The sequence below is a fragment of the Flavobacterium chungbukense genome (assembly GCF_020805785.1).
Taxonomy (GTDB): Bacteria; Bacteroidota; Bacteroidia; order Flavobacteriales; family Flavobacteriaceae; genus Flavobacterium; species Flavobacterium chungbukense.
This window is the reverse complement of sequence record NZ_JAJGZV010000005.1, coordinates 216,907-229,512: the sequence shown is the minus strand read 5'-3', so window position 1 is coordinate 229,512 and position 12,606 is coordinate 216,907. Positions and strand designations below refer to the sequence as shown.

General features: G+C 35.5%; 9 protein-coding genes. 1 reads left to right on the top strand and 8 read right to left on the bottom strand.

Translation table 11 applies throughout. The annotated features are described in order from the left end of the window. Nucleotides 1–2 precede the first annotated feature (2 nt). From LL966_RS16435 to LL966_RS16410, 6 genes are read right to left on the bottom strand one after another with little or no spacing between them, the layout of a single operon-like run. The gene (locus tag LL966_RS16435; protein ID WP_229354753.1) at nucleotides 3–1,400 is read right to left on the bottom strand and encodes a quinol:cytochrome C oxidoreductase; all 1,398 of its coding nucleotides are present in this window, start codon (nucleotides 1,398–1,400) and stop codon (nucleotides 3–5) included. A gap of 27 nt (nucleotides 1,401–1,427) precedes the next feature. Continuing rightward, nucleotides 1,428–1,973: a c-type cytochrome gene (locus tag LL966_RS16430; RefSeq protein WP_057117453.1), complete on the bottom strand. Its 546-nt coding sequence runs from the start codon at nucleotides 1,971–1,973 to the stop codon at nucleotides 1,428–1,430. Nucleotides 1,974–1,981: 8 nt separating this feature from the next. After that, nucleotides 1,982–2,506 (bottom strand): DUF3341 domain-containing protein, encoded by a 525-nt coding sequence (locus tag LL966_RS16425; protein WP_229354752.1) that lies wholly within the window; start codon nucleotides 2,504–2,506, stop codon nucleotides 1,982–1,984. Then, on the bottom strand, nucleotides 2,499–3,899 hold the full coding sequence (nrfD, locus tag LL966_RS16420) for an NrfD/PsrC family molybdoenzyme membrane anchor subunit (protein ID WP_042566279.1): 1,401 nt from the start codon (nucleotides 3,897–3,899) through the stop codon (nucleotides 2,499–2,501). The genes LL966_RS16425 and nrfD overlap by 8 nt, the downstream gene beginning before the upstream one ends. A gap of 34 nt (nucleotides 3,900–3,933) precedes the next feature. Then, nucleotides 3,934–6,993 carry a TAT-variant-translocated molybdopterin oxidoreductase gene (locus LL966_RS16415; RefSeq protein ID WP_229354751.1) on the bottom strand — a complete coding sequence of 1,020 codons (3,060 nt, stop codon included), beginning with the start codon at nucleotides 6,991–6,993 and terminating at the stop codon, nucleotides 3,934–3,936. Between the two features lie 32 nt (nucleotides 6,994–7,025). Then, nucleotides 7,026–8,354 carry a c-type cytochrome gene (locus LL966_RS16410; protein WP_229354749.1) on the bottom strand — a complete coding sequence of 443 codons (1,329 nt, stop codon included), beginning with the start codon at nucleotides 8,352–8,354 and terminating at the stop codon, nucleotides 7,026–7,028. Between the two features lie 219 nt (nucleotides 8,355–8,573). Between LL966_RS16410 and LL966_RS16405 the strand changes: the two genes are divergently transcribed. Then, complete coding sequence (locus tag LL966_RS16405) at nucleotides 8,574–8,963, top strand: SPOR domain-containing protein (protein ID WP_229354747.1); 390 nt, start codon at nucleotides 8,574–8,576, stop codon at nucleotides 8,961–8,963. Nucleotides 8,964–9,046: 83 nt separating this feature from the next. Here LL966_RS16405 and LL966_RS16400 read toward each other — a convergent pair whose 3' ends face one another. Beyond that, nucleotides 9,047–9,556: a DUF4920 domain-containing protein gene (locus tag LL966_RS16400; protein ID WP_229354745.1), complete on the bottom strand. Its 510-nt coding sequence runs from the start codon at nucleotides 9,554–9,556 to the stop codon at nucleotides 9,047–9,049. Between the two features lie 124 nt (nucleotides 9,557–9,680). Then, nucleotides 9,681–12,563 (bottom strand): translation initiation factor IF-2, encoded by a 2,883-nt coding sequence (gene infB, locus LL966_RS16395; RefSeq protein ID WP_229354744.1) that lies wholly within the window; start codon nucleotides 12,561–12,563, stop codon nucleotides 9,681–9,683. Nucleotides 12,564–12,606: the final 43 nt, after the last annotated feature.

Below are 12,606 nucleotides of genomic sequence, written 5' to 3'. Positions count from 1 at the left end.
TATTAATAATGAAAATGTTTACTTTCTTCAATGAAAGGATTTCTTTTTGCAAGCAAAGGAGATTTTGTTAATGCAGTAAATACAACAAATATAAATAAACCTAAGAAGAAAAGAATCGATGCAATTTCAGGAACTCCAATAAACCATTTGTCTCCAACTGTACCCGGCATAATCATATTAAAGAAATCAACATAATGACCTAATAATATCACAACACCAGCCATTACAACAACCCAGTTAAGACGTTTGAAGTCAGTATTGATTAATATTAATAATGGGAAAACAAAATTCATAACAACCGCTCCAAAGAAAGGCAAGTTATATAATTGAATTCTTGTCACAAAATAAGTTACCTCTTCTGGAATATTAGCATACCAGATTAGCATAAATTGAGAGAACCATAAATAAGTCCAAAAAACACTAATACCAAACATAAATTTAGCTAAATCGTGAATATGGCTTGTATTTACATACTCTAAATATCCTTTTGATTTTAAATAGATTGTTACTAAAGCAATAGTTGTAATACCACTTACAAAGAAAGAAGCAAATACATACCATCCAAATAAAGTACTAAACCAGTGTGGATCAAAAGACATAATCCAATCCCAAGACATTATAGACTCAGAAACAATGAAGAATACTAAGAATCCAGCTGAAGCTTTGAAATTCTTTTTGTAGTAAAGATCATCATTTGCCTCATCTTGCGCTAAACAGTTTTTTCTAGAAAAATGACGGTAAATATTCCATCCTAGTAAAAAGATGAACGCTCTTACAATCCAAAAAGGGAAGTTTAAGTATCCAGACTTACCAGCAATAATAGCATCGTAGTTTGGACTCTTAGGATCTGTTACACCTTCACCTAACCAAACGAAAATATGGTTAAAATGTAATCCACATAATACTAAAAGTATAAAGAAAATTACAGAACCAGCCGGTAAGTAAGCTGTAATACCTTGCATAACTCTAAACAAAACTGGAGACCAACCTGCTTGAGCAACTTGCTGGATAGCATAGAAAGCTAAAACTCCCATTGAAAGTAGTAAAAAGAAAATACAAGCTACATATACTGCAGACCAAGGTTTGTTCTGCAATTGGTGCAATACATGCTCTAAATGTTTTTCGTGCTCATTTGCACCTGAAACTTCAGAATGCCCAGCTTCTTTATGAGAATCATGTGATGCTTCAGCAGCAGCTTCATGATGCCCTGCTTCTTTGTGAGATGCCTCCGCTTTTTCTTCATGTGCAGCACCATGAGAACCATGTTCATCTGCAGCTAGTATTTTTTCAACTTCTTGAATATCTTTTGGTGCACTTAAAAAACCATACCCAATTCCTAATAGACCTACGGCCATTAAGATGATAGAAAAAGTTTTTAATTTACTTGAAAATGTATACATATCTATTACGATCAGTTTGTTCAACAATTATAATTGGCTTTTTAGTTTCAGAACATAGTCAGCAACTAACCAACGTTCGTGAGCACTTAATTGATTTGCATGTGAACCCATTGCATTTAAACCATAAGTCTCAACGTGAAAGATACTTCCTTCAGTGATTTCTCTGTCTTTATAGCTAGGTACTCCAAGAAATTTTTCTCTTTCAACCAATTTACCTTTACCATTTCCAGTTGCTCCATGGCAGCTGATACAGTAAATTTCGAAAAGTTCTTTTCCTTTTCCAGAATTTCTCTCAATAGAATCCAAAGGAGATTTCAAATTAGCCTTAGCTAATTCGTAACCAGCAGTTGAATTTTCATACTCATAAGGTTCAAAACCTCTATTAATAGTTCCTGCAACAGGAAGCTGTCCTTCTTTTCCTCCTTTAAATATTTTTGCTTCTGTATATGGCTCGTAAGCAACAGATTCATACATATTTGGGAAATATTGATAGTTCGGTGCCGAATTATTGTGGCAAGATGAAACTAAAATAGTTATACCAACTAAAAGTGTTATTTTATATATCCTTTTCATAGCTACAATTAATTCTTTTCTATTACTTTAACTTCAACAGCTCCAGTCGCTTCAAAGAAAGAAACTAACTCTGTTTCGTTATCATTTACTGATACTTCCATTAAGAAGTGATCATCCGTGGTTCTAACATCTGGATTTTCCGCTTCTTTAAATGGCCATAATCTACTTCTCATATAAAAAGTAATTACCATTAAGTGAGCTGCAAAGAATACAGTCATCTCAAACATAATTGGCACGAAAGATGGCATATTTTGAATAAAACTAAAACTAGGTTTACCTCCAATATCTTGTGGCCAATCATGAATCATGATGTAAGACATCATTGTTGTAGCAACAGAGATACCAACACATCCATATAAAAAAGCACATATTGCTAATCTTGTTGGTGCTAATCCCATTGCTTTATCCAATCCGTGAACTGGGAATGGAGTAAAAACCTCTTCAATATGATGATGAGCAGCTCTAGTTTTCTTTACTGCATCCATCAAAACGTCATCGTCATTATAAATGGCGTATATAACTTTATTACTCATGATGTGAATCTTTATTTGCTCTTTCTCTAATGTAATTATCTCCTGTTCCTTTCAAAATTGTTTTAACCTCTGCCTGAGCAATTACAGGGAAAGTTCTTGAGTACAATAAAAACAATACGAAGAAGAAACCAATTGTTCCAATGAAAATTCCAATATCAACAAATGTTGGTGAAAACATTGTCCAAGAAGATGGAAGGTAATCTCTATGTAAAGAAGTAACAATAATTACGAATCTTTCAAACCACATACCGATGTTTACAACAATTGAAATGATAAATGAGAACATAATACTAGTTCTTAATTTTTTAAACCACATGAACTGTGGAGAGAACACGTTACAAGTCATCATCGACCAATATGCCCACCAGTAAGGTCCAGTAGCTCTGTTTAAGAATGCATATTGCTCATACTCTACACCTGAATACCAAGCTACGAATAACTCAGTGATGTAAGCAACACCTACAATCGAACCTGTAATCATAATAATGATGTTCATTAATTCGATATGCTGTAATGTAATGTATGCTTCAAGATTAGAAACTTTTCTCATAACGATCAACAATGTATTTACCATTGCGAATCCAGAGAAAACCGCTCCTGCAACGAAGTAAGGAGGGAAAATTGTAGTATGCCATCCAGGAATTACAGAAGTAGCAAAGTCCATAGATACAATTGTGTGTACAGAAAGTACAAGAGGAGTAGCTAAACCAGCAAGTACTAAAGATACTTCTTCAAAACGTTGCCAATCTTTTGCTCTACCGCTCCATCCAAAACTTAAGATAGAATAAACTCTTTTATTAAATGGAGTTATAGCTCTATCACGAAGCATTGCAAAGTCAGGTAATAAACCAGTCCACCAGAAAACCAATGATACTGAAAGATAGGTTGAAATCGCGAATACGTCCCAAAGTAATGGTGAGTTAAAGTTTACCCATAGAGATCCAAATTGATTTGGAATAGGTAATACCCAGTATGCTAACCATGGACGTCCCATGTGAATGATTGGAAATAGACCTGCTTGTACTACCGAGAAGATAGTCATAGCTTCTGCAGAACGGTTAATAGCCATTCTCCAACGTTGACGGAAAAGTAATAATACCGCAGAAATTAATGTTCCGGCGTGACCAATACCTACCCACCAAACGAAGTTAGTGATATCCCAAGCCCAACCAACTGTTTTATTTAATCCCCATGTTCCGATACCGGTAGATACGGTGTAAATTATACAACCTAACCCCCAAAGGAAGGCTATTAATGCGATTGAAAATACAATCCACCATTGTTTATTTGCAGGACCTTCAACAGGTGCTGCCACATCTACAGTTACATCGTGATAAGATTTATCACCTATAACTAAAGGTTTTCTAATGGGTGCTTCGTAGTGAGACGACATAATCCTTTATATTGTTTCTTAATTAATAATTTTACTAAGTGTTTCTAACTTTTACATGATAGAAAACATTTGGTTTTGTACCAACATGCTCTAATAAGTGGTATGCTCTTTCGCTTTCTGCAAGTTTAGCAACTTCACTTTCTTTATCATTTACATCTCCAAAGACCATAGCTCCAGAAGAACAAGCTGCAGAACAAGCACAAGCATTGTTGAACTCATCTTTAGCTACTACTCTACCTTCACGTTTTGCCTGAAGAATTACAGCTTGAGTACTTTGGATACAGAAAGAACATTTTTCCATAACTCCACGAGAACGAACGTTTACGTCTGGGTTTAACACCATACGACCTAAATCGTCATTCATATGATAATCAAATTCACTGTTCTTGTTGTATAAGAACCAGTTGAAACGACGAACTTTATAAGGACAGTTGTTTGCACAATAACGAGTACCAACACATCTGTTATAAGCCATGTGATTTTGACCTTGGCGACCATGAGATGTTGCAGCAACTGGACATACAGTTTCACAAGGTGCGTGATTACAGTGCTGACACATTACTGGTTGGAATGCTACTTGTGGATTATCTCCAGGTTTTTCCATTTCATTGAATGTAGACAATGAACTAGATAAACCAGCAATTCCTTCTTTTCTTTCATTATCACCTTCAAAAGTACTTTCAGAAGAATAGTATCTATCGATACGTAACCAGTGCATATCACGGCTTCTTCTAACTTCAGCTTTACCTACAACAGGAACGTTGTTCTCAGCGTGACATGCGATAACACAAGCTCCACAACCAGTACAAGCATTTAAGTCAATTGAAAGATTGAAGTGGTGACCAGTTGAACGATCAAATGATTCCCATAAGTCAACTGTAGTAGCCTCAACCTCTTGGTGATCTAAAGATACCATTGGTTTTTCATTCCAATGTTCTGCATCTTTACTATTAAACACCTCTAATGTAGTTTCTTTAATAATATCTCCTCTACCCATTAAAGTTTTTTGACCTTGAACACAAGCAAACTCATGTTCTCCTCCAGCTTTAACAATAGATACAGATTGAACTCCATTAAATCCTTTATATAATGAGTAAGCATTTAAACCTACTTGCATTTCTTCTTTTAAAGCAGCTTTACGACCATAACCAAGAGCCAAACCTAAAGTTCCAACTGCTTGACCTGGCTGAACGATAACTGGAACATTTTCCAACTTAATACCGTCAGCTGTAGTAATTGTAGCATAACTACCATTTAAACCACCGTTTGCAACAATTTCATTTGATAAACCAAGTTTTTTAGAATCAGCATTTGAAACCGTAACATAGTTATCCCAAGAAACTCTTGTAATTGGATCTGGAAACTCTTGCAACCATGGGTTATTTGCATGTTGTCCATCTCCTAATCCCGTTTTAGTATATAGTACTAATTCGAAATCACCAGCAGACTTAGATTTTGCAACAGCATTTGCAGCCGAAGCAGCATCAATAGCCCCTCCTGATAATGCCGTAGATCCTACAACAGCCACACCATCATGTAATACTTTATTCCAAGAAGAACCTGCAGTAAATACTCCAGAATTTACTTTTAAGTAATCATAAAAAGTACCAGCAGCGTCATTTAATGACAATAAAACATCTTGAAATTGTTTTGTATTAAAGATAGGACGAATAGTAGGCTGAGTTAAACTGTAAGTTCCGCTTGTTATTTCAACATCTCCCCAAGACTCTAAATAATGAGGAGCTGGAGCAGCAACTGTAACAACAGACGCTGTTTCATCTTCTTTTAATGAAAATGCAACAGATGTTTTAACTTTTTTCAACCCAGATACAAAAGCAATAGAATCAGCTAATGTATAAACCGGATTAACTCCACTCATAATTAAAGTATGAACACTTCCCGCATTCAAATCTTTGATTAACTGCGAAACGACAGCATTAGAACCTTTTCTAATTTGTCTTGCTCCAGCAGCACTAAAAGCTTCACTAGCCAATACTTGATTGATTGCTAAAACTAATAATTGAGCATTTTTATCTTCAATCCCAGATACCAAAACTCCTTTTGATCCAGCAGCTTTAAGCTGTTGTGCAGCTTTTACTACTTCAGCTTTAACATTTCCGTCTAAAGCTACAGGAACAGAAGCACCCGAAATAATATTATAAATTTGAACTAAAGCTTGTTTTTGAACAGCTGTAGTCATAGGAACACGCTTATCAGCTGCTGCTCCAGATAATGTCATATTTGATTCAAACTGGAAGTGACGAGACATTTTTCCATTTTGAGGAATACGCCCTTTCGCATATCCAGAATCATATCCACCACCTTGCCAATCTCCCAAGAAATCAGCACCAACAGATACAATTAAAGAAGCTTTTGAGAAATCGTAATCAACTAAAGCTCTTTGTCCGTATACAGATTCAAAAGCATCTAATGCCTCAGATGAAGAAACTGCATCATAAACAACGTGCTTAGCATTTGGATTTTTAGCAATAAACTCAGCAATTAATTTTTCTGTAGATGGACTTGCCAAAGTATTAGTTAATAATACAACTTGACCACCTTTAGCTTTTGCATCAGCTAAACTTGATTTAATTTTTAAATCAACTGCAGACCAAGTAGAATTTTTACCATCTACTTTTGGCTCTTTCAAACGAGCACTATCATACAATCCTAAAATAGAAGCATGAATTCTTGCATTCGCTGCAAATTTAGCACCCGCAATTGTATTGTTTTCAATTTTAATTGGACGACCCTCACGAGTTTTAACCAAAAGGTTAGCAAAATCAAAACCATCGAAAACTGTAGTTGCATAATAATCTGCAACACCAGGAATGATTTGTTCTGGTTGTAAAACATAAGGGATAGACTTGTGAACTGGACCTTCGCAAGCAGCTAAAGTAACAGCTGCAGTACTAAACCCTACGTACTTTAAAAAGTCACGACGTGAAGTCCCAGATGTAGATAAAGCATCAGCATTACCCAAAAACTCATCAGTAGGAATTTCTTCAACAAATTCGTTATTTCTAAGCGCCTCAACAATAGAGCTATTTTCTAGCTCTTCAACACTTTTCCAGTATTTTTTGTTTGATGACATTGTATATATATATTAAAATCTTAATAAATCGATTAATAGTGGCATTTACCGCATTCTAAACCTCCCATTTGCGCTGCAGTTAATTTCTCTACACCGTATTTTTTAGAAAGTTCAGCATGAATTTTATCATAGTAAGCGTTACCTTCCATCTTAACATCAGTTTTTCTATGGCAATCAACACACCATCCCATTGTTAATTTAGAGTATTGCTTCATGATTTCAAATTCTTGCACTGGTCCGTGACAAGTTTGACATTCAATTCCAGCAACAGAAACGTGTTGTGAGTGATTGAAGTAAACAAAATCAGGAAGATTGTGAATACGAACCCATTTTACAGGCTGTGTTTTTCCAGTATAAGCTTGTTTTGCCTTATCCCATCCAACAGCATCATATAATTTTTGAATCTGCGCATCATAAAAAGCCTTACTGTACTCAGGAGTAGCAGTTGTTTCAGCAACCTCAGAAATATTCTTATGACAGTTCATACAAACATTTAATGAAGGAATACCAGCTGTTTTACTTACACGTGCAGCAGAGTGGCAATATTTACAATTGATTTCATTATCACCAGCGTGAATTTTGTGAGAGTAGTGAATTGGCTGAATTGGCTCATAATTCTGATCTACACCTACTTGCATTAAGTATCCGTAAACAAAATAACCACTTGCCAAAAGCAAAAAGATAGAAGTCACTAAAACCAAGAATTGATTTTTAACGAATGCTTTCCAAATTGGCGTTCTAACTTCTTTTGGAGCAACTTCAATACCGTTTTTATTCGCCACTTTAGTCAATACTTTGTTCACCATGAACAACATCACAACTAAAATAGCCATTACAAGAGCAAGAGCTCCTAAAATAATATTATTTGAAATTCCACTTCCTTCTGCCTGAGGACCAGTTGGCAATGTAGTAGCTCCTGGAGCAGGCTCAGCTTTTACCTCTGAAGTATAAGCTATAATGTTATCAATATCACCTTCAGATAACTGAGGAAAAGAAGTCATAACAGATTTGTTATTTTCTTCAAAAAGTTTAACAGCAACAGGATCACCTGACTTAATCATGTCAGAACTGTTATGCACCCACTTGTAAATCCAAGCCATATCATGCTTAGCAGCAACACCCCTTAAAGCAGGACCTGTTGATTTAGCATCTAATTTGTGACATGCAGCGCAATTTGCATTAAAAAGTTCCTTCCCTTTTACTGGATCACCGCCACCTGCAGCAGGAGCAGCAGCAGCAGCTTCAGGCGCCGCCGGAGCAGCAGCATCTTGAGCAAATGAAGTTAGGGAGAAAATTAACGTCAGCGATAAGCCAAACAGCAATTTTCTTGAGATCGAATTATGGTTACCCACCTTTTTCATATAGTATAAATAATTGTCTACTAATTTTTGGTATGATTTTTTCTGTACTAAAGCAGTAAAAACACAGACCCTCTTTTAAAACTTGCACAAAAATACGACTTATGAACTATTCTCAAAACCTTAAAATACCCTTAAATATCAATTTATATCAATTCTAAATAATATTAAAATTTTACACTCAAACTTTAAATAGTATTTTTGCATAAAAACCATCACATTATGAGAATTTTAAGTCCTTCAAAAAAATTGTTATTAACAATTACAACTATTGCTTTTACACATAATATTAACGCACAAGAACAAAATTTAACATTGAACCAAGATCCCAAATTTGAGCAATTGTTAAATGAGAAGCGTAAAATTAACACGTCAATAAATACAAACGATACTTATAGAATTCAAATCTTTAGCGGCAAAAGTGATGAAGCCAAGAAAACACTTTCAGATTTCAAAAGAGAAAATTCAAATATCGATGGAACAATAATTTTCAACACACCAAACTACAAGGTTATTGTGGGTAATTTTAAAACCAGAATCGAAGCAGAAAAAAATCTGGCAGAAATTAAAAGACGATATAAAACTGTTTTTCTTCTTAAACCAGGAAAATAAAACAGCCTAAAATAAAAAAGCGGGATAATATTATCCCGCTTTTTATTTTATATAACCATAGCTTTTCACTAACATCAGCATAGTTAATTTACAACTTTAATACCACTTGCCAGGAATCGTATTTCTTCTTTCGGCACCTTGATTGCATCTATTTCTGCCTTCGATTTTTTAGCATCTTTTGCATAATGCTTCAGCTCTTCTACAGAGGTAACTTTTCTTTCTGCATTTCCTTCTAGAACCACATTTTTACCCTTCAGAGCTGTTGGCACAAAAAAAGCATAATCTTTCATTTTAACAAAGAAAGACGCGCCATCATCTGCCTTAACACTTACCCAGCAGCCTTTTTTTGGACAGACACCAGTAACCTCACCTTTAACAGCAACATTTTCAATTTTAACTGAAGATTGCAACTTACTACCCAATTCACTAACAGAAATAGCATTTTTTACAGAAGAACCTGAAACATCTGCTCCATAATAATCTCCTACCAATGCATTTCCTGGAGGTGGAGCTGACTTCTCTACATCTTCCTGCGCAAGGCAAAAAGAAGAAAAGCTTAAAAACAAAACGACCGAATATATACCTAATTTCATTTTAAATCAATTTAATTGAATCAAAAATAATATTAAAACTTGAAATAAATCATAGCAGAACAAATTCTTTTTTATAAAAAAAGTCCCAATTTTCATTGAGACTTTTTTTTATAATTATTGAATTTTATTTCAATTTCTTTTTAATTGCTACTTCATGGTACGCTTCAATAACATCGTTAATTTCGATATCATTAAATCCTTTTATCTGGATACCACAATCATAACCTTTCGTCACCTCTTTAACATCGTCTTTGAAACGTTTTAAAGCCACAAGTTCACCTGTATGAACCACAACTCCGTCTCTAATAACTCTAATTTTAGAAGTTCTTAAGATTTTACCATCAGTAACCATACATCCAGCGATTGAACCCACTTTAGAAATTTTGAAAATCTCACGAATTTCAGCATTTCCTAATACTTCTTCTTTCATCTCTGGCGCCAACATTCCTTCCATTGCATCTTTCAAGTCATCAATAGCGGCATAGATAATAGAGTAGTAACGAATGTCAATTTCTTCCTTATCTGCAAGTTGTCTTGCATTTCCTGCAGGACGAACATTAAATCCGATAATGATCGCATCTGACGCAGAAGCCAAGTTAACATCTGTTTCGGTAATAGCTCCAACTCCTTTATGAATAATATTAATCTGAACCTCTTCAGTAGAAAGCTTAGAGAACGAATCTGATAAGGCTTCAACAGATCCATCAACGTCTCCTTTAAGGATTACGTTTAATTCTTTAAACTGACCAAGAGCGATACGACGACCAATCTCATCAAGTGTAATATGTCTTTGTGTACGAACTGATTGTTCACGCATTAATTGAGAACGTTTAGATGCAATTTGTTTTGCCTCTTTTTCATCTTCAAAAACGTTGAATTTATCTCCAGCCGTTGCAGCTCCATCTAAACCTAAAACTGATACCGGAGTTGAAGGACCTGCTGATAAAACCGTATGCCCTCTTTCATCATGCATTGCCTTAACCTTACCATGGTGTTTTCCTGCAAGCATATAATCTCCAATTTTCAAAGTTCCTTGTTGAACTAAAATTGTTGAAACATATCCTTTTCCTTTATCAAGGAAAGCCTCCACAACAGTACCTTGAGCCGCTTTATTTGGATTTGCTTTTAAATCTAAGATTTCAGCTTCTAATAAAACTTTCTCTAATAATTCTTTAACTCCTGTTCCAACTTTTGCAGAAATATCATGTGACTGAATTTTTCCACCCCAATCTTCAACAAGTAAATTCATACCAGCTAAACGCTCTTTAATTTTATCAACGTTAGCATTTGGTTTATCAATTTTATTGATTGCAAATATAATTGGCACTCCAGCAGCTTGTGCGTGAGAGATTGCTTCTTTTGTCTGTGGCATGATATCATCATCCGCCGCAACAACAATAATAGCAATATCTGTAACCTGAGCTCCACGTGCACGCATTGCGGTAAACGCCTCGTGACCTGGTGTATCTAAGAATGCGATTTTTTGACCATTATCTAAAGTTACCCCGTAAGCCCCAATGTGCTGTGTAATACCTCCAGACTCACCTGCAATAACATTTTCTTTACGAATATAATCCAGCAAAGATGTTTTACCGTGATCGACGTGACCCATTACAGTAACAATCGGCGCTCTAGTAACTAAATCTTCTTCTCTATCTTCAACAACCTCAATCGCTTCTTCGATATCAACTGTAATAAACTCTACTTCATAACCAAACTCATCTGCTACAATTGTTAGAGTTTCAGCATCTAGACGCTGATTCATGGTAACCATGATTCCAAGAGACATACAAGTTCCAATTACTTTAGTAATCGGCACATCCATCATAATTGCAATTTCACCTACTGTAACGAATTCTGTAACCTTAATTGTTTTACTTCCTTCATCAAGAGCTCTTTGCTCATCATCAGATTTCTGACGGTGTGTTTCTCTTTTATCTCTTCTATATTTAGCCGCTTTAGATTTACCTCCTTTACCTTGAAGTTTTTCAAGAGTTTCTCTAATTTGGTTTTTTACTTCTTCTTCTGTAGGCTCTACTTTAGCCACAATTGCAGGACGGTTTCCTTTTACGAAACCAGGTCTAGCACTTCTGTTAGCATTAAAACCTCCACCATTATTATTTGGTGTAATTTTATTTGGATTTGGCGTTCCAGGAGCATTATTATTTCCTGTAGCAGGTTTTGGCGCTCCAGGCGCACCTGGTTTAGGAGCGATTCTTTTACGCTTATTTTTATTTGCGTTATTACCACCTACTCCAGGAGTTCCAGGTTTATTATTTTGAGCCGCTTTAGGATCTTCCTTCTTTTTCTTAGGCTTATTAAATTGAGACAAATCAATTGTCTGCCCAGTAAGAGTAGTTCCTGAAAGCTTTTGATATTGCGTAGTAATAGTTTCTTCTGAAGTTGTTGGGTCTGTAGACACAATAGGTTCTTGCGCAACTTTAGGAGATTCTACTTTAACTTCTTTTTTCTCAGTAATAACAGGCTCAATCTTTTTTGTTTCTGAAACCGGAGGAGCCACAACTGGTTCTGGCTTTACAGTTTCATTTTGAACAGGTTTTTCTGGTTGCACAGGTGCAACAACAGCTTTTGGTTCTTCAACCTTAGCAGTTTCCTCAGAAGGAGTAATCGCAGGTTTTTTTGGATTTAAGTCAATTTTTCCAACTTGCACAGGTCCAGAAACAACCGCTCGCGCTTTGATTATTTCTTGCTGTTTTTGACGCTCTTCTTCTTGTCTGCGTTTGTCTTCAATCTCTTTCTCACGCTCTACACGCAATGCCTCTTTTTCTTTTCTTTTCTCTTCCCCAACCTCTTTAGAAGCCTCTTTATTCCCCTTATCGCCCGCAAATTGGCTTTGAAGGATATTAAATTCGCTGTCAGAAATTTTTGCATTCGGATTTGCATCAATAGCAATTCCCTTATCTTTTAGATAATCTACAGCTCTTTCTAACGAAATATTTAATTCCCTTAAAACCTTGTTTATTCTTATTACTCTCTCTTCAGACATATAACCTTTTTATTATTACCTTTTTCGTTGTGTTGTTAGAGCC

Coding starts and splice junctions, on each gene's coding strand:
- LL966_RS16435 (WP_229354753.1), bottom strand. CDS start 1,400: ATGTATACATTTTCAAGTAAATTAAAAACTTTTTCTATCATCTTAATG.
- LL966_RS16430 (WP_057117453.1), bottom strand. CDS start 1,973: ATGAAAAGGATATATAAAATAACACTTTTAGTTGGTATAACTATTTTA.
- LL966_RS16425 (WP_229354752.1), bottom strand. CDS start 2,506: ATGAGTAATAAAGTTATATACGCCATTTATAATGACGATGACGTTTTG.
- nrfD (WP_042566279.1), bottom strand. CDS start 3,899: ATGTCGTCTCACTACGAAGCACCCATTAGAAAACCTTTAGTTATAGGT.
- LL966_RS16415 (WP_229354751.1), bottom strand. CDS start 6,993: ATGTCATCAAACAAAAAATACTGGAAAAGTGTTGAAGAGCTAGAAAAT.
- LL966_RS16410 (WP_229354749.1), bottom strand. CDS start 8,354: ATGAAAAAGGTGGGTAACCATAATTCGATCTCAAGAAAATTGCTGTTT.
- LL966_RS16405 (WP_229354747.1), top strand. CDS start 8,574: ATGAGAATTTTAAGTCCTTCAAAAAAATTGTTATTAACAATTACAACT.
- LL966_RS16400 (WP_229354745.1), bottom strand. CDS start 9,556: ATGAAATTAGGTATATATTCGGTCGTTTTGTTTTTAAGCTTTTCTTCT.
- infB (WP_229354744.1), bottom strand. CDS start 12,563: ATGTCTGAAGAGAGAGTAATAAGAATAAACAAGGTTTTAAGGGAATTA.